At 71.0% G+C, this 17,850-nt stretch carries 15 protein-coding genes; 8 read left to right on the forward strand and 7 right to left on the reverse strand.

Features of this window, described 5'->3' with window-relative positions:
• Positions 1–34: 34 nt before the first annotated feature.
• Genes ADK52_RS04525 through nirD form a run of 3 tightly spaced genes read left to right on the forward strand, consistent with a single transcriptional unit; the run spans position 35 to position 4,328 of the window.
• The gene (locus ADK52_RS04525; protein ID WP_199828445.1) at positions 35–1,426 is read left to right on the forward strand and encodes an NAD(P)/FAD-dependent oxidoreductase; all 1,392 of its coding nucleotides are present in this window, start codon (positions 35–37) and stop codon (positions 1,424–1,426) included.
• Between the two features lie 2 nt (positions 1,427–1,428).
• Positions 1,429–3,981 (forward strand): nitrite reductase large subunit NirB, encoded by a 2,553-nt coding sequence (gene nirB, locus ADK52_RS04530; protein WP_053688469.1) that lies wholly within the window; start codon positions 1,429–1,431, stop codon positions 3,979–3,981.
• Positions 3,978–4,328, forward strand: coding sequence for a nitrite reductase small subunit NirD (nirD, locus tag ADK52_RS04535; protein ID WP_053688470.1), 351 nt, complete (start codon positions 3,978–3,980; stop codon positions 4,326–4,328). Before nirB ends, nirD begins: the two co-directional genes overlap by 4 nt.
• 7 nt (positions 4,329–4,335) lie before the next feature.
• Here the strand turns inward: nirD and ADK52_RS04540 are convergent, their stop codons facing one another.
• The 5 genes from ADK52_RS04540 to dusB form a co-directional block, all read right to left on the reverse strand.
• Positions 4,336–4,740 (reverse strand): VOC family protein, encoded by a 405-nt coding sequence (locus ADK52_RS04540; RefSeq protein WP_053688471.1) that lies wholly within the window; start codon positions 4,738–4,740, stop codon positions 4,336–4,338.
• Positions 4,741–4,892: 152 nt separating this feature from the next.
• Positions 4,893–5,360 carry a group III truncated hemoglobin gene (locus ADK52_RS04545; RefSeq protein WP_053688472.1) on the reverse strand — a complete coding sequence of 156 codons (468 nt, stop codon included), beginning with the start codon at positions 5,358–5,360 and terminating at the stop codon, positions 4,893–4,895.
• A 195-nt stretch (positions 5,361–5,555) separates the two neighbouring features.
• Complete coding sequence (locus ADK52_RS04550; RefSeq protein ID WP_053688473.1) at positions 5,556–6,608, reverse strand: ArsR/SmtB family transcription factor; 1,053 nt, start codon at positions 6,606–6,608, stop codon at positions 5,556–5,558.
• Positions 6,609–6,997: 389 nt separating this feature from the next.
• A complete protein-coding gene (gene ppdK / locus ADK52_RS04555) occupies positions 6,998–9,706 on the reverse strand; it encodes a pyruvate, phosphate dikinase (protein ID WP_053688474.1) in 2,709 nt (902 codons plus the stop codon).
• Between the two features lie 376 nt (positions 9,707–10,082).
• Entirely contained in the window at positions 10,083–11,225 is a 1,143-nt protein-coding gene (gene dusB / locus ADK52_RS04560) for a tRNA dihydrouridine synthase DusB (RefSeq protein WP_030162758.1), read from the reverse strand.
• Positions 11,226–11,289: 64 nt separating this feature from the next.
• Here dusB and ADK52_RS04565 point away from each other — a divergent pair, with 64 nt between their 5' ends.
• Complete coding sequence (locus tag ADK52_RS04565; protein ID WP_078987952.1) at positions 11,290–12,741, forward strand: MFS transporter; 1,452 nt, start codon at positions 11,290–11,292, stop codon at positions 12,739–12,741.
• Between the two features lie 152 nt (positions 12,742–12,893).
• Here the strand turns inward: ADK52_RS04565 and ADK52_RS04570 are convergent, their stop codons facing one another.
• Positions 12,894–13,349: a MarR family winged helix-turn-helix transcriptional regulator gene (locus ADK52_RS04570; protein WP_234343406.1), complete on the reverse strand. Its 456-nt coding sequence runs from the start codon at positions 13,347–13,349 to the stop codon at positions 12,894–12,896.
• 91 nt (positions 13,350–13,440) lie between these two features.
• Here ADK52_RS04570 and ADK52_RS04575 point away from each other — a divergent pair, with 91 nt between their 5' ends.
• The 4 genes from ADK52_RS04575 (at position 13,441) to ADK52_RS04590 (ending at position 16,336) form a co-directional block, all read left to right on the forward strand.
• Complete coding sequence (locus tag ADK52_RS04575) at positions 13,441–13,785, forward strand: DoxX family protein (RefSeq protein ID WP_053688507.1); 345 nt, start codon at positions 13,441–13,443, stop codon at positions 13,783–13,785.
• A gap of 57 nt (positions 13,786–13,842) precedes the next feature.
• Complete coding sequence (locus ADK52_RS04580) at positions 13,843–14,871, forward strand: aldo/keto reductase (protein WP_053688477.1); 1,029 nt, start codon at positions 13,843–13,845, stop codon at positions 14,869–14,871.
• A gap of 21 nt (positions 14,872–14,892) precedes the next feature.
• On the forward strand, positions 14,893–15,486 hold the full coding sequence (locus ADK52_RS04585) for a TetR family transcriptional regulator (protein ID WP_053688478.1): 594 nt from the start codon (positions 14,893–14,895) through the stop codon (positions 15,484–15,486).
• Positions 15,487–15,622: 136 nt separating this feature from the next.
• Entirely contained in the window at positions 15,623–16,336 is a 714-nt protein-coding gene (locus ADK52_RS04590; RefSeq protein WP_053688479.1) for a VC0807 family protein, read from the forward strand.
• An 82-nt stretch (positions 16,337–16,418) separates the two neighbouring features.
• Here the strand turns inward: ADK52_RS04590 and ADK52_RS04595 are convergent, their stop codons facing one another.
• Complete coding sequence (locus ADK52_RS04595) at positions 16,419–17,801, reverse strand: glycine--tRNA ligase (protein ID WP_053688480.1); 1,383 nt, start codon at positions 17,799–17,801, stop codon at positions 16,419–16,421.
• Positions 17,802–17,850: the final 49 nt, after the last annotated feature.

Raw genomic sequence — 17,850 nt, forward strand, 5'->3', positions numbered from 1 at the left:
CGGCGGGGAAACAGCGGGCACGCACGCTCGTGCCATGACCTCGGAACAGCAGCGTGTGGTGGTGATCGGCGGCGGCCTCGCGGGCCTGCGGCTCGCCGCGCGGCTGGGCGCGAAGGACGGTGCGCGTACGGCGGTGACGGTCCTCGGCGAGGAGTCGCACGTTCCGTACAACCGGGTCCTGCTGGCGGAGGTCCTGGCGGGCCGGTACGCACCCGAGGTGACCGCCCTCCCGGACCCCGGTCCGGCGCTGCGCCGGGGCGTCCGAGCGGTCCGCGTCGACCGCGCCGACCGGACGGTCCACTGCGACGACGGCAGCACCGAGCGGTACGACACGCTGGTCCTGGCCACGGGCTCCAACGCGGTACTCCCGCCGCTGCGCGGGCTGTTCGAGCCGCGGGGGCGAGAACTCCCCGACGGGGTCCACGCGTTCCGCACCATGGACGACTGCCTCGCCCTGACGGCCGCGGTGTCCGGACGGCCCGGGGCCGGCTCCGGCGTCGGGTCCGGGGCCGGGTCCGAGGTGCGGTCCGGGGCCGGGTCCGAGGTGCGCGCGGTGGTGATCGGCGGCGGCCTCCTCGGCGTCTCCGCGGCCCGCGCCCTGGCCGAGCGCGGCGCCCAGGTGGTCCTGGCCCAGCAGGGCGAACGCCTGATGGAGCGCCAGCTGGACGCGGACGCCTCGGCGCTGCTGCACGCCCATCTGACCACCCTCGGCATCGAGATCCACACCCGGTGCCGGGTCCGCGGCCTGACGGCGACCCCGGCTCCGAGCCCTCGCCCCCGGCAGGACGCGGGCGGCCGGCGGGTCACCGGCGTCGAGTTCGCCGACGGCTACCGGCTCGATGCCGATGTCGTCGTGCTCGCCTGCGGAGTGCGGCCCCGGACCGGGCTCGCGCTCGCCGCCGGGCTCGACGTGCGCACCGGGATCGTCGTGGACGACCGGCTCCGGACCAGCGACCCCAGCATCCACGCCATCGGTGACTGCGCCGAGCACGCCGGCCGGGTGTACGGCCTCGCGGGACCCGCGCTGGAACAGGCCGACGCCCTCGCGGACCACCTCACGGGCCTCACCGCCCCCACCGCCACTCTCGGCACCACTGCCACCACCGCCCCCGGATACACCGGAACCCGCGCCCTCACCCGCCTCACCCTCGGCCCCGCCGCAGGCGCGGGCAGCGCTCCCGGCGGCCCCGGCCCGCTCGACCTCGCCGCCTTCGGCGAGACCACCCCGCTCCCCGGCGACGACGTGGTCCGCCTCGCCGACGCCACCCGCCGGACCTACCGGAAGGTCGTCGTCCGCGGCGACCGCCTCGTCGGCGGGGTCCTCCTCGGCGAACTCTCCACCGTGGGCGCCCTCGCCCGCAGCTGGGAGGACGCCGAGGCCCTCACCGACCTGTTCCACCTGCTCACCGACGACGGAGGCTCCTGATCATGGCCGCAGCCACGCCCACGCCCACCCCCGCCATCGTGCTCATCGGCCACGGCATGGTCGGCCAGCGCTACCTGGAGGCCCTCGCCGAGCGTGGGGCCACCGCCACGCACCGGATCACCGTGCTCTGCGAGGAGCCCCGGCCCGCCTACGACCGCGTACACCTCACCTCGTACTTCTCCGGCAGCACCCCCGAGGACCTCTCCCTCACCCCCGCCGGCTTCATGGAGCGGCACGGGATCGAACTGCACCTCGGCGACCCCGCCGAGAGCATCGACCGCGAGGCCCGCACCGTCACCTCCCGTTCGGGGCGGGTGGTCCCGTACGACGTGCTCGTCCTCGCGACCGGCAGCTACCCCTTCGTGCCGCCGGTCCCCGGCAAGGACGCCCCCGGCTGCTTCGTCTACCGCACCATCGAGGACCTGCTCGCGATCGAGGAGTACGCGAAGACCCTCACCAGCGGCGCGGTCGTCGGCGGCGGGCTCCTCGGGCTGGAGGCGGCCGGCGCCCTCCAGGGCCTTGGCCTCGCCACCCGCATCGTGGAGTTCGCTCCGCGCCTGATGCCCGTCCAGGTCGACGACGGCGGCGGCGCGGCCCTGCTGCGCACCATCGAGTCGATGGGGCTGACGGTCCACACCGGCGTCGGCACTCAGGAGGTACTCACCGGAGCGGACGGTTCCGTCACCGGCATGCGGCTCTCCGACGGCTCCACCGTCGACACCGACCTCGTCGTCTTCTCCGCCGGGGTCCGCCCCCGCGACCAGCTCGCCCGCGCCTCGGGCCTGACCGTCGGCGAGCGCGGCGGCATCGGCGTCGACGCCCGCTGCCGCACCTCGGACCCGCGCGTCTACGCCATCGGCGAGTGCGCGCTGGCCGCCGACGGCCGGGTGTACGGGCTGGTCGGCCCCGGGTACGAGATGGCCGAGACGGCCGCCGAGGACCTCCTGGGCCGGGACAGGGAGTTCACCGGAGCCGACCTCTCCACCAAGCTCAAGCTGCTCGGCGTGGACGTGGCCTCCTTCGGCGACGCCCACGGCGCGGCCCCCGGCAGCCTCGACGTCGTCTACTCCGACTCCCGCTCCGGCGTCTACAAGAAGCTGGTCGTCTCCCCGGACGGGGTCCTGCTCGGCGGGGTCCTCGTCGGCGACGCGGACTCGTACGGCTTGCTGCGCCCGCTCACCGGCAGCGTCCCGCCGGTCAGCCCCGACCAGCTGGTCCTGCCCGCCGGTCTCGGCGCGCCGGTCGCCCTCGGCCCGTCGGCGCTGCCCGACTCCGCGGTGATCTGCTCCTGCCACAACGTCACCAAGAAGGCGATCACCGCCTGCGCGACCCTCCCCGAGGTCAAGCAGTGCACCAAGGCGGGCACCGGCTGCGGCAGCTGCCTCAAGGTGATCGGCCAGCTGCTGCCCGCGGCCGCCGACAAGGGGCTGTGCGACTGCTTCCCCTTCACCCGTGCCGAGCTCTACGAGATCGTCCGGACCCGCCGGCTGACCTCGTACGAGCAGCTCCTCGACGGCCACGGCCGGGAGGCGGCCCGCGGCGGCGACGGCTGCGAGGTCTGCAAGCCGACCGTCGGCTCGATCATCGCCTCGCTCGCCCCCACCCTCGGGGCCAGCGGCTACGTCCTCGACGGGGAGCAGGCCGCCCTCCAGGACACCAACGACCACTTCCTGGCGAACCTCCAGCGCAACGGCTCGTACTCGGTCGTCCCGCGCATTCCCGGCGGCGAGATCACCCCCGACAAGCTCATCGTGATCGGCGAGGTGGCCCGCGACTTCGGGCTCTACACGAAGATCACCGGCGGTCAGCGCATCGACCTCTTCGGTGCCAGCGTGGACCAGCTCCCGCGGATCTGGGCCCGGCTCGTGGAGGCCGGATTCGAGTCCGGGCACGCGTACGGGAAGGCCCTGCGCACGGTGAAGTCCTGCGTGGGCCAGACCTGGTGCCGGTACGGGGTCCAGGACTCCGTCCGCATGGCCATCGACCTGGAGCTGCGCTACCGGGGTCTGCGGGCTCCGCACAAGCTCAAGTCGGCGGTGTCCGGCTGCGCGCGCGAGTGCGCGGAGGCGCAGAGCAAGGACTTCGGGGTGATCGCGACGGCGAACGGCTGGAACCTCTACGTCGGCGGGAACGGCGGGGCCACCCCGCGCCACGCGGACCTGCTGGCCCAGGACCTGTCGGACGCCGAACTGGTCCGGCTCATCGACCGGTTCCTGATGTTCTACATCCGCACGGCGGACCGGCTGGAGCGCACCTCCACCTGGCTGGACCGGCTGGAGGGCGGCCTGGACCACCTGAGGGACGTGGTCGTGCACGACTCGCTCGGGCTGTGCGCGGAGCTGGAGTCCCTGATGGCCGACCACGTGGCGCACTACCGCGACGAATGGGCCGAGACGCTTCAGGACCCGGAGCGGCTGCGCCGGTTCGTGTCCTTCGTGAACGCGCCCGGCGCCCCCGACCCGACCGTGAAGTTCGTCCCCGAACGCGACCAGGTCAAGCCCGACCTGACCGTTCTCGACATCCGGCCTCTGGAGGCCGTGGGAGGCACCCGATGACCGTGGAACTGCACGTGGCCGAAGGCTGGCTGACGGTGTGCGAGCTGTCCGACCTGACCCCCGGGCGCGGGGTGGCGGTCCTGCTGCCCGACGGGAGCCAGGCCGCGGTGTTCATCGACCGGTCGGGGCGTACGTACGCCATCGACAACCGGGATCCGTTCACCGGGGCGGCCGTGCTCTCGCGGGGGCTGGTCGGGCGTGCGGAGGGCGGGCCCTTCGTGGCCTCGCCGCTGCTGAAGCAGCGCTTCGACCTCGGATCGGGGCGCTGCCTGGACGACGGGGCGGCGGCGGTCCGGACCTACCCGGTGCGGACCGCCGTGACCTCGGCGGCGGTGGCGGTGGCGTAGCGGGGCATCAGCCCTGGACGGCCGCCGGGTCCATCCAGACGTACTCCCAGACGTGGCCCTCCAGGTCCTCGAAGGCGCGGCCGTACATGAAACCGAGGTCCTGGGCGGGGCGGGGTTCGGTGGCGCCCGCCGCGAGGGCGGCGCCGACCACCTCGTCGACCTGTTCCCGGCTCTCGGCGCTCAGGGCGAGCATCACCTCGGTGGTCTTGGTGGCGTCCGCGACCTCCTTGGTCGCGAAGTCCTTGAAGCGGGCCTCGGTCATCAGCATCGCGAAGATCGTGTCGCTGATGACGAGGCAGCCCGTGTTCTCGTCGCTGAACTGGGGGTTGAAGGAGTAGCCGAGCTTGCCCCAGAACGCCTTGGCGGCATCGATGTCCTTGACCGGCAGGTTGACGAAGATCATGGTGGGCATCTCGGTGCCTCTTCTCTCGTGTGTGCGTCGCGTGCGTGCTTTCGAGAGATAGACCGGGGGCCCCGGGAAAACTCATCGCTCCCGCGGAAACTTTTCCGAGGGTTGCTCCCAAGACCGCGCTGCGAGCCCCCGGAGGGGCGCATCTGCGCAGGTCAGGCCGGGGAACGGAGCTCCAGGGCGGCCAGCGGGACGAAGCCGCGGGCGTCGTCCTTCCGGTGGAGCAGCGCGGGATCCGGCCCGGCCAGCCGCTTGTGCAGGGCCAGGGCGATCCGCTCGCCCGTCGCCTTCGCCCGCTCCGCGTTCGGCCCCCGGTGCAGGCCGTCGACGGCGGCGTTCCACAGCTGTACCCAGCGCCCGAAGTCCTCGGCGGTCATCGCGCGCGCCGCGTGCAGGGCGGCGTGCGGGCCGAAGGCGTCGCGCCCGTAGTCGGCCGTGCGGAACAGGGCCCGCTCCCAGAAGTCCGCGATCCGCGGCAGGTGGACCTCCAGGTCCGTGCCGGCTATCTCGGTGAAGAACGGTCCTATCCGCCGGTCGGCGAAAGCGGCGGCGTAGAAGCGGCGCAGCACGACGGTGAGGTCGGCGCGGCCGGAGATGTCGTTGTCCGCGGCGAGCTGGTTCATGGCTCCACCATCCTGGCGCACGCACGGGTGTCCCAGGGCGGAAAGTCCCGCCGTTCGTCACTTCGTGCGGATCGCGGGCGAACCGGTCGCCCGCGCGGGCCCCCGATCGTATGACCGGTCCGGGGGCCCTCGTCGACTGCATCGGCCGGCCCGCCGGCTGGCCGGCTGGCCGGCTGGCCGGCCGATGCCGCCGGGTCAGGAGGCCACCGCTCCGCCCTTCAGCAGCGCGGCCCCGAGCGGGGTCACCGTGTGCAGGACGGCGTTGCCCCGGCGCAGGGTGGTCACCAGGCCCGCCTCGCGCATCACGCAGGCGTGCTGGCTGGCGGAGGCCAGCGAGACCCCGGCCCGGCGGGCCAGCTCGCTGGTGGTCGCGCCGTCGCCGATGGCCCGCAGCACCACCGAGCGGGTGTGCCCGACGAGCTTGCCCAGCGTGCGCTGGCGCTGCTCCTCCAGGGGCCGAATCGATTCGCCCGCCGCGGACGCCGAGGCCAGCTGCGCGGCCGCCGGATAGACCAGCACCGGGGGCAGCTCCGGGTCGTGCAGGGTCACGGCGGTGCGCCGGCAGAAGAACGACGGCTGGAGCAGCAGCCCGCGCCCCCGCAGCCGGACGTCGCGGTCCACGGGGTAGTCGCACTCCAGGACCGGCGCCCGCCAGCGCAGCATCGGCGGCAGCGAGGCCAGCAGCTCGTCCGCGCCCCCGTCCAGCAGGGCCCGGCCGCGCGCGGCCCGCTCGGCCTCGATCTGGGCCTGGATGTGGGTCCAGTACGGCTCCACGGCCGCGCGGTGGTAACCGCGCAGCTCGCCCAGCAGCCTGGGCAGGTGCTTGGTACCGCCCTCCATGAAGTCCCGCAGCCGCCGCGGGACGGGCGCGTCGGCGCCTCCGCTGACGGCCGAGGGCATGCCGAACGCCGCCCCGACGCCGGTGCCCGCGCCCAGCAGCGCGAGCTCGCGCCGCATCCGCTCGGGGCGGATCCCGCGCAGCGCGTCCAGACCCACGTCCCACCCGTACTGCCCCTCCACAGGGGTCAGGAAATCGGGAAAATAACCACGACTCGGTATGAGCGCACCGAGCAAGCGTGTTTCACTATTCAACCTGCTCCGGGTTTCCGTACGCCATTCACCGAAGAGCCGCGCATCACGCCGGTCTCTTAAGCGGTGAAAACTCAGAATCGTTTCCCACAACGCATCGGGACGCCCTGCCATCCGTACGCGTGCCAGGTCCACTCCAGTGAAATGGATACGCAGCACCGAACCCCCACCTGTGCAACCGCAATCCCCCCGCCTCATGAGTATGCACGCCGTCACACGACGTCACCACGCCCTTTCAGCCACAGTTGAAACCCCTTTCGGCGGGGGCGTGACAACCGAAATCCTGTACTCCGCCAGGCACACTCCGGTGCGACCGAAACGCTCCGTGAAGGCCGTGGGGGGCTTTGCGGGGCCTGGCGGTCGGTCGCACCGGGAAGCGCCGACGTGTCTGGCAGATTGACAGCAGGCGGTGGACGGGTGGGGATCCGTCCACCGCCTGCTGGCGTAAAGATTTCTTGAACAACAAAAAAGAGGCGCGTCCGCCCTCGGGGGTCAGGGAACCCGGGGGCGGACGCGCAGTCAGCGGGCCGTGTCAGGCCTGGAGGGACTCAGCGGCTGTCGCTGCCCTTCGCCTCGGCGGCGGCACGGCCGGCCTCCAGGCGTGCCACCGGAATCCGGAACGGCGAGCAGGAGACGTAGTCGAGGCCGACCTCGTGGAAGAAGTGGACGGACTCGGGGTCACCGCCGTGCTCGCCGCAGACGCCGAGCTTCAGGTCGGGCCGGGTCGCCCGGCCGGCCTGGACCGCGCTGCGGACCAGCGCGCCGACGCCGTCCTTGTCGATGGTCTCGAACGGCGAGACCCCGAAGATGCCCTTCTCCAGGTACGCGGTGAAGAAGCTGGCCTCGACGTCGTCGCGGGAGAAGCCCCACACCGTCTGGGTCAGGTCGTTCGTACCGAAGGAGAAGAACTGCGCGGCCTCGGCGATCTGCCCGGCCGTGAGGGCGGCGCGGGGCAGCTCGATCATCGTGCCGATGGTCAGCTTGAGGCTGGTGCCGGTGGCGGCCTCGACCTCGGCGATGACCGCGTCGGCCTCCTCGCGGACGATCTCCAGCTCCTGGACGGTGCCCACGAGCGGGACCATGATCTCGGCGCGCGGGTCGCCCTTGGCGTTCTTGCGCTCGGCCGCGGCCTCGGCGATCGCCCGGACCTGCATGGCGAACAGACCGGGGATGACCAGGCCGAGGCGGACACCGCGCAGACCCAGCATCGGGTTCTGCTCGTGCAGCTTGTGCACGGCCTGGAGCAGGCGCAGGTCGTTCTCGTTGGCGTCCTTGCGGGCCTCGGCGAGGGCGACGCGCACCGACAGCTCGGTGATGTCGGGCAGGAACTCGTGCAGCGGCGGGTCGAGGAGGCGGACGGTGACGGGCAGTCCGTCCATCGCCTCGAACAGCTCGACGAAGTCCTTCTTCTGGAGCGGCAGGAGGGCACTCAGTGCCGCCTCGCGCTCCTTGTCGGTGTCCGCGAGGATCAGGTGCTCGACCAGCTCGCGGCGCTCGCCGAGGAACATGTGCTCGGTGCGGCACAGGCCGATGCCCTGGGCACCGAAGCGGCGGGCGCGCAGCGCGTCCTCGGCGTTGTCGGCGTTGGCGCGCACCCGCAGCCGGCGGACGCGGTCCGCGTAGGCCATGATCCGGTGGACGGCCTGGACCAGCTCGTCGGCGTCGTCGGCGCCGGCGTGCATGCGGCCCTCGAAGTACTCGACGACCGGGGACGGTACGACGGGTACCTCGCCGAGGTAGACCTTGCCGGTGGAGCCGTCGATGGAGACGACGTCGCCCTCCTCGATCACCGTGCCGCCGACCGTCATGCGGCGGCGCTTGGTGTCGACTTCGAGGTCCTCGGCGCCGCAGACGCAGGTCTTGCCCATGCCGCGGGCCACGACGGCGGCGTGCGAGGTCTTGCCGCCGCGCGAGGTCAGGATGCCCTCGGCGGCGATCATGCCGTCCAGGTCGTCCGGGTTGGTCTCGCGGCGGATCAGGATGACCTTCTCGCCGGAGCGCGACCACTTGACGGCCGTGTACGAGTCGAAGACGGCCTTGCCGACGGCCGCGCCCGGGGAGGCGGCGATACCGCGGCCGAGCAGCTCGGTGGCGGCGCCCTCGTCGAAGCGCGGGAACATCAGCTGCGCCAGCTGGGCGCCGTTGACGCGCTGGAGCGCCTCGGCCTCGTCGATCAGGCCCTGGTCCACGAGCTGGGTGGCGATGCGGAAGGCGGCGCCGGCGGTGCGCTTGCCGACGCGGGTCTGAAGCATCCACAGCTGGCCGCGCTCGATGGTGAACTCGATGTCGCAGAGATCCTTGTAGTGGGTCTCCAGCGTCGTCATGATCGTCATGAGCTGGTCGTAGGAGGCCTTGTCGATCGACTCCAGGTCCGCCAGCGGGACGGTGTTGCGGATGCCCGCGACGACGTCCTCGCCCTGGGCGTTCTGCAGGTAGTCGCCGTAGACGCCCGCGTGGCCGCTGGCCGGGTCGCGGGTGAAGGCGACGCCGGTGCCGGAGTCGGGGCCGAGGTTGCCGAACACCATGGAGCAGATGTTGACCGCGGTGCCCAGGTCGCTCGGGATGCGCTCCTGGCGGCGGTAGAGCTTGGCGCGGTCGGTGTTCCAGGAGTTGAAGACCGCCTCGACGGCGAGGTCGAGCTGCTCGCGGGCGTCCTGCGGGAACTCGCGGCCGGCCTGCTTGGCGACGATCTTCTTGAAGCGCGTGACCAGCTTCTTGAGGTCGGCGGCGTCGAGGTCGGTGTCGACGGCGACCTTCTTGGCGGCCTTGGCCTCGTCGAGGGCTTCCTCGAAGAGCTCGCCCTCGACGCCGAGGACGGTCTTGCCGAACATCTGGATGAGGCGGCGGTACGAGTCCCACGCGAAGCGCTCGTTGCCGGCCTGGGAGGCAAGGCCGGCGACGGACTCGTCGGAGAGGCCGATGTTGAGGACCGTGTCCATCATGCCCGGCATGGAGAACTTGGCACCGGAGCGCACGGAGACCAGCAGCGGGTCGTCCGACTGGCCGAGCTTCTTGCCCATCTTCGCCTCGAGGGCGGCCAGGTGGGCGCTGACCTCGTCGCGCAGCGCGGCCGGAGCCTCACCGCTGTCGAGGTAGACCTTGCAGGCCTCGGTGGTGATGGTGAAGCCGGGAGGGACCGGCAGACCCAGGTTGGTCATCTCGGCGAGGTTGGCACCCTTGCCGCCGAGAAGGTCCTTGAGGTCGCGGTTTCCCTCGGTGAAGTCGTAGACGAACTTCTGATCTTTGTTTTCCGACACGGGTCTCGACTCCTCGAGGACTCGGTGGCTGCCCTGACGGCCAGGAACATACCCAGATCGAAGGCTTCTGGGTACGTCCACTTGGCCGTCATGTGGCTGTAACCACTCGTGCGCCACCAGATCGAAAGTAACCAATGAGTAGCCAGAACCTACGAAGAGCGTTCACCTCCCGAAGGCGGAAGGCCTTCCCGAGGCCTGTTCCCGCTCGGATGAGCGATCATCGATACATTTGCGTTCAATTCTTGAACGAACAAAGGGTGGCACCCAGTGCCACCCTTTGGAAGTCATACCCGTGATTTTCGCGCTCATGTGAGCGCAACCCCACCCATGCGTGGCGTATGTCACGCCGCCGACGGCACAGTTTGTCAGCTGATCCTCAGCCCCCGGACGTGTCCAGTTCGGCATCTTCGCTCACGCCCGCGCAGTCGTACGGATCCTTCAGCCAGCCATCCGGGAGGACAACCCGGTTGTTTCCGGACGTCCGGCCGCGCGGACCGTCCGCGCTCTCGGGCCACGGCTGGTCCAGGTCGAGCTCGCTCAGATGAGCGTTCAACTCGGCCAGAGACGAGGTGACCGCGAGCTTCTTCCGCATCTCGGAACCCACCGAGAAGCCCTTGAGGTACCAGGCCACGTGCTTACGGAAGTCGATCACCCCGCGCGCCTCGTCACCGATCCACTCCCCCAGCAGCTGGGCGTGCCGGTGCATGGTGGCGGCGACCTCGCGCAGCGTGGGCTTGTGGAAGTCCTCGGGGCGCCCCTCGAAGGCCGCGACCAGGTCGTTGAACAGCCACGGACGGCCGAGGCAGCCGCGCCCCACGACCACGCCGTCACAGCCGGTCTCGCGGACCATGCGCAGCGCGTCCTCGGCGCACCAGATGTCCCCGTTGCCGAGCACGGGGATCTCCGGCACGTGCTCCTTGAGCCGCGCGATGGCGTCCCAGTCGGCGGTGCCGCCGTAGTGCTGGGCGGTGGTGCGCCCGTGCAGGGCGATGGCGGTGACGCCCTCCTCGACGGCGATGCGGCCGGCGTCCAGGTAGGTGAGGTGGTCGTCGTTGATGCCCTTGCGCATCTTCATGGTGACCGGCAGGTCGCCGGCGCCCGCGACGGCCTCGCGCAGGATGGCGCGCAGCAGGTTCCGCTTGTACGGGAGGGCGGAGCCGCCGCCCTTGCGGGTCACCTTGGGCACCGGGCAGCCGAAGTTGAGGTCGATGTGGTCGGCGCGGTCCTCTTCGACGATCATGCGGACCGCCTTGCCGACCGTCGCCGGGTCGACTCCGTACAGCTGGATCGAGCGGGGCTTCTCGGTCTCGTCGAAGTGGATCAGCTGCATGGTCTTCTCGTTGCGCTCGACCAGGGCGCGGGTCGTGATCATCTCGCTCACGAAGAGCCCCTTGCCGCCGCTGAACTCCCGGCAGAGGGTGCGGAACGGGGCATTGGTGATGCCGGCCATGGGGGCGAGCACCACGGGGGGCTGCACGGTGTGCGGGCCGATCGCGAGCGGCGGAGGGAGCGTGGTCATCCCCCCATTGTCGCCCAGACGAACCGGAGCACGCATCTCTTTAGTTAGGCGTACTATCGGAACCATGCCGGAGTTGAGCCGCCGACGGAGGATGCTGGTCCTGGCGATCTGCTGCATGAGCCTGCTCATCGTCAGCCTCGATGTGACCGTCCTGAACGTCGCCCTGCCCTCGATGCGCCGTGAGCTGCACGCCTCGGTCTCCGGGATGCAGTGGACGCTCGACGCGTACACGCTGGTCCTGGCCTCGCTGCTGATGCTGGCGGGCTCCACGGCGGACCGGATCGGGCGCCGCAAGGTCTTCACGGCGGGCCTCGTGGTCTTCACGTCGGGCTCGCTGCTCTGTTCGCTGGCGCCGACGCTGGAGTGGCTGATCGCGTTCCGGATGGTCCAGGCCGTGGGCGGCTCGATGCTCAACCCGGTCGCCATGTCGATCATCACCAACACCTTCACGCATCCGCGCGAGCGGGCCCGCGCCATCGGCGCCTGGGGCGCGGTGGTCGGCATCTCCATGGCCATCGGCCCGCTGATCGGCGGACTGCTGGTGGAATCCGTCGGCTGGCGGTCCATCTTCTGGATCAACCTCCCGGTCGGACTGCTGGCCCTGGTACTGGCCCTGCGGTTCGTCCCGGAGTCGCGGGCCGCGCACCCGCGCCGCCCCGACCCGGTGGGACAGCTGCTGGTCATGGCGCTGCTGACCTCCGTGACGTACGGGATCATCGAGGCCCCGAGCGCGGGGTGGACCGCTCCGGTCATCCTCGGCTGCGCGGCGCTGGCCGTGGCCTCGCTGGCGGGGCTGCTGTTCTACGAGCCGCGGCGGGCGGAGCCGCTGATCGATCCGCGGTTCTTCCGGAGCGCTCCGTTCAGCGGCGCCACGGTGATTGCGATCAGTGCCTTCGCCGCGCTGTCCGGGTTCCTGTTCCTGAACACCCTGTACCTACAGGAGGTACGGGGACTCAGCGCGCTCGACGCCGGGCTCTACATGCTGCCGATGGCGCTGCTCACCTTCGTCTGCGCCCCGCTGTCGGGCCGCCTGGTCGGCAACCGGGGGCCGCGGCCGTCGCTGCTGATCGCGGGGACGGCGATGGCGGCGAGCGGAGTGCTGTTCGCCGCCTTCTCGGCGGAGACCTCGACTCCGCTGCTGTTCACCGCGTACGTGCTGTTCGGGCTGGGCTTCGGCATGGTGAACGCGCCCATCACCAACACGGCGGTCTCCGGGATGCCCCGGGCCCAGGCGGGGGTGGCGGCCGCCGTCGCCTCGACCAGCAGGCAGACCGGCGGCACGCTGGGCGTGGCCGTGATCGGCGCGGTCCTGGCGTCGGGGACGGCGGCCGGCGCCGGTTTCGTCGAGGCGGCGCGGCCGGCCTGGTGGATCATCACGGGCTGCGGACTGCTCGCGCTCGTGGTGGGAGCCGCGACCAGCGGCCGGTGGGCCATGGCGACGGCGGCGCGGACGGCCCGCACGCTGGAGCGGGCGGCGGCGGGGCCGTCGCGGGCCACGGCTCCGCCGCGCGGCTGAGACCGGGCGGGCCGGGGTCCGGAGGGCTGAGGTCCGGGGCGGGGTCCGCGGGGCGGAGGCACGGAGGGGCGCCGAGGCGCAGGCGGCGGAGGTCCGGAGGGCGGGGTTCGGCGAGCGGGGCCCGGCGAGCGGGGTCCGGCGGGTGTCGTCCTCTACTCGCCGCAGTTGAAGTGTTCGGGGTTCGAGTCGATCCGGCCCAGCAGTCCGCGCAGCGCGTCCTGATCCTGCTGCGAGAACGCGGAGAACAGCGAGAGCTCCACCTCGTCGAGCGCCGCGTTCGTCTTGGCGAGGGCGGCCGATCCCGCCTCGGTGATGGCCACGTTGTGGCGGCGGCGGTCGGCCGGGTCCCGGCGGCGCACGGCCAGGCCCTCGCCCTCCAGGTCGTTGAGGATGCCGACCAGCACGCTCGGATCCACCTCCAGCCGCTCGGCGAGTACCCGCTGGCCGATGGGGCCGTCCTCCAGGTGCATCAGCGTCATCGCGTGCCGCGGGGTGAGCCCGGCCGTGCTGAGCGCTTTCTTCATGAGGGTCTCGGTGATCGAGCCGTGCCAGGCCAGCAGCAGGCCCAGCCGCTGCGGGGGGTGCGGGGGTTCCTGAGCTGCCGTCATATCGGACATCGTAACAATCGGGGAATGGTTGCCGCGTTTCGATCGTTGATGAGATTCAATGATTCGACAGTACCGATCATTGGAGTTCACCATGTTCATTGCGTACGCCGTCGTCGCCGGCCTCCTCGCACTCGTCCTCGCCGCGTCCGCCACCTTCACGCTCCAGCGGAACGAGGCGGTCATGGCGAGCATGCGGAAGGTCGAGGTCCCGGACGCCTGGCTGCCCCGACTGGCCACCCTGAAGGCGGCCGGCGCGATAGGCCTGGTCGCAGGCCTGTGGGTGACTCCCCTGGGCGTGGCCGCCGCCGTCGGCGTGACCCTCTACTTCATCGGCGCGGTCATCAGCCACCTGCGCGTCAAGGACTTCGAACTGGCCCCGGCGGCCGTCCTCGCCCTGGCCGCGGCGGCGGCACTGGTCCTGCGGGTGGCGGCATAGCCACCCTGACGGGTGACAGATATTGAAATCTGTCACCCGTCATGCCATGGTTGTTCCATGACCACGAACGAGAACACCCGCACCCTCGGCTCGACCGGCCCCTCCGTCTTCCCGCTGGGGCTGGGCTGCATGGGCATGTCCGCCCTGTACGGGGAGGCCGACCGCACCGAGTCCATCGCCACCCTCCACGCCTATCTGGACGCCGTCCCCGACGGCACGGGCGCGCTGCTCGACACCGGCGACTTCTACGGCATGGGGCACAACGAGATGCTCATCGGCGAAGCCCTGCGCACCGCGCCGGCCGCGGCCCGCGAGCAGGCGCTGATCAGCGTGAAGTTCGGCGCCCTGCGCACCGTCGAAGGGGGCTTCACCGGCTATGACGGCCGCCCCGAGGCGGTCAAGAACTTCCTTGCCTACTCGCTCCAGCGTCTGGGCCGGGACCACATCGACGTCTACCGGATCGCCCGCGTCGACCCGTCCGTCCCGATCGAGGAGACCGTCGGCGCCATCGCCGAGGCCGTCCAGGCCGGGCATGTACGGCACATCGGCCTCTCCGAGGTCGGCGCGGACACCCTGCGCCGGGCCGCGGCGGTGGCGCCGATCGCGGACCTCCAGATCGAGTACTCGCTCATCTCCCGCGGCATCGAGGCGGAGATCCTGCCGACCGCCCGCGAGCTGGGCATCGGGGTCACGGCGTACGGGGTGCTGAGCCGCGGCCTGATCAGCGGGCACTTCAACCGGGACCGGGAGCTGGCTCCGGGCGACTTCCGCGGGATGAGCCCCCGCTTCCAGGGCGATAACCTCCAGCGCAACCTCGACCTGGTCGACGCCCTGCGCAAGGTCGCGGAGGACAAGGGGGTCAGCGTCGCGCAGACCGCCATCGCCTGGGTGCTCTCGCGCGGCGAGGACATCGTGCCGCTGGTGGGCGCCCGCCGCCGGGACAGACTGACCGAGGCACTGGGTGCCATGGCCGTGGAGCTGAGCGCCGCGGATCTGGCGGCCATCGAGGAGGCGGTCCCGGCGGGAGCCGCGGCCGGCAAGCGGTACCCGGAAGCGCAGATGGCCCACCTCGACAGCGAGCACTGAGCGGGCGGTACGGTCGTACTCATGCCCCCCGCTGCTGCCGAGCCCCTGACACCCGAGCGCATCCTCGAGACCACCGAGGAGGTGCTGCGCCGCTACGGCCCCACGAAGGCGACCGTGGTGGACGTGGCCCGCGCCCTGGGCGTCAGCCACGGCAGCGTGTACCGGCACTTCCCGTCGAAGGCGGCGCTGCGCGAGGCCGTCACGGACCGCTGGCTCACCAAGAACGTGGTGCGGCTGGAGGAGATCGCCTCGGCCCCCGCCGGCAGCGCGCCCTCCAAGCTGGAGGCGTGGCTGGAGGCACTCTTCGAAGCCAAGCGCCACAAGGCGGGTGACGACCCGGAGCTGTTCGCGACGTACACGGTGCTGCTCGCCGAGAACAGCGATGTGGTGGACCAGCACCTGACCCAGCTGATCGACCAGTTGGGCCGGATCATCGCCGAGGGCGTCGAGGCGGGCTCGCTCAGCGCGCCCGACGTACCGGCCGCGGCGCGGGCGGTGTTCGATGCCACCGGCCGTTTCCACGACCCGCAGTACGCGGCGGAATGGCTGAGGCCCACGATCATCACGGAGTTCGAGGCGGTCACCGCGCTGGTGGTCCGGGGCCTGCGCGCCTGACCGGGGCCGCAACGTCCGGAACGAGCCACTCCGCACAGCTTGATGATCATTTTGGGCGTGGCTTACTTGTCCGTACCCCGTCAAACTCCATACGGTCCCCCTACCGCACGTCATCAGGCACGTTCCAGGGGGAACCTTGTCCGCTCAACCAACTCAGGCAGCGCAGCCCGCACCTCCGGCCCGCTCCGGCGGTGCCGCTGCGATCGGCTGGATTCTGACCATCGGCCTCAACGTGGTCGCGCCGATCCTCACGTACAACCAGCTGCACGACCACGGCTGGAGCGAGTTCAGCGCCCTGCTGGTCAGCAGCGCCTGGCCGGTGCTCGACAGCGTGATCAGCCTGGCCTGGCGCCGCAAGCTCGACGAATTCGCCGTCGTCACCCTGGTGTTCCTGGTGATCACGGCCGTCGTCTCGCTCGTCGGCGCCCACTCGGCCCGCGCGCTGCTGATCAAGGACTCCGGTGTGACCGGGCTGTTCGGGCTGCTCTGCCTCGCCACCCTGCTCGCACCGCGGCCGCTGATGTTCTACTTCGGCCGCAAGTTCGCCACCGACGGCACCCCAGAGAGCACCGCCTGGTGGAACGGCCTGTGGCAGTTCGACGGCTTCCGCCGCACGATGACCGTGATGACCGCGGTGTGGGGCGTGGCCTACCTCACCGAGGCGGCGGTCCGGGTCGTCCTGGCGTACGTCCTGCCCACCGACACCATGGTGGTCATCAGCCCGATCATGATCTACGGGGTGCTCGGCCTGCTGGCCGCGTGGACCACGTTCTACGGCAAGCGCTCGAAGGCCGAGGGCGAGCGGCGCGCCGCCGCGGCGGCCGCCGAAGCCCAGGTGGCGAGCGCCTGAGCGGAGCCGGAAAACGACGGTGGCCCGGTGCGCGTGACGCGCACCGGGCCACCGGCCGTCTCACCCCGGTCGGGGCAGGGACCTAGCAGCCGAGCAGGCGGCTGCCGAGGTAGCTCTGGATCTGGTCCAGGGAGACGCGCTCCTGCTTCATGGTGTCGCGCTCGCGCACGGTCACCGCGTTGTCGTCCAGGGTGTCGAAGTCGACGGTGACGCAGAACGGCGTGCCGATCTCGTCCTGGCGGCGGTAACGGCGGCCGATGGCGCCCGCGTCGTCGAACTCGATGTTCCAGTTCTTGCGCAGATCGGCGGCGAGGCCCTTGGCCTTCGGCGACAGCTGCGGGTTGCGGGACAGCGGCAGGACGGCGACCTTGATCGGGGCCAGGCGCGGGTCGAAGCGCATCACGGTGCGCTTCTCCATGGCGCCCTTGGCGTTCGGGGCCTCGTCCTCGATGTACGCGTCGAGCATGAAGGCGAGCATGGCGCGGTTCACGCCGGCCGCAGGCTCGATGACGTACGGGGTGTAGCGCTCACCGGCTTCCTGGTCGAAGTAGGTGAGGTCCTGGCCGGAGGCCGCGGAGTGCGCCTTCAGGTCGAAGTCGGTGCGGTTGGCGACGCCCTCCAGCTCGGAGAACTCGCTGCCGCCGAAGTTGAAGCGGTACTCGATGTCGGCGGTGCGCTTCGAGTAGTGGGACAGCTTCTCCTTCGGGTGGTCGTACCAGCGGATGTTCTCCTCGCGGATGCCGAGGCCGCGGTACCAGTTCCACCGCTCCTGCATCCAGTACTCCTGCCACTGCTCGTCCTCGCCCGGCTTGACGAAGAACTCCATCTCCATCTGCTCGAACTCGCGCGTGCGGAAGATGAAGTTGCCCGGAGTGATCTCGTTGCGGAAGGACTTGCCCATCTGCGCGATGCCGAACGGGGGCTTCTTGCGCGAGGTGGTCTGCACGTGGGCGAAGTTGGTGAAGATGCCCTGGGCGGTCTCGGGGCGCAGGTACGCCTTCGAGCCGGTGTCCTGGGTCGGGCCGAGGTGGGTCTCCAGCATGCCGGAGAACTGCTTGGGCTCGGTGAACTGGCCCTTCACACCGCAGTGCGGGCAGTTGATGTCGGCGAGGCCGTTCTCGGGCGGACGGCCGTGCTTGGCCTCGTACGCCTCTTCCAGGTGGTCAGCGCGGTGGCGCTTGTGGCAGGAGGTGCACTCGGTCAGCGGGTCCGAGAAGGTCGCGACGTGGCCGGAGGCCACCCAGACCTCGGGGGCCAGGATCACGGAAGAGTCGAGGCCGACGATGTCCTCGCGCCCGGTGACCATGGCCTTCCACCACTGGCGCTTGATGTTCTCCTTGAGCTCGACACCCAGCGGACCGTAGTCCCAGGCGGCCTTGGAGCCGCCGTAGATGTCACTGCACGGGAAAACGAAGCCACGGCGCTTGCTCAGGCTGACGATGGTTTCGATCTTGTCGGCGGCCACGGTGCTCTCTTCATTACGAGGACGAACGGCGAAGGCTTTAGGTTACCGG

Origin of the sequence: Streptomyces sp. WM6372, from assembly GCF_001279655.1 — a bacterium.
Lineage (GTDB): Bacteria > Actinomycetota > Actinomycetes > Streptomycetales > Streptomycetaceae > Streptomyces.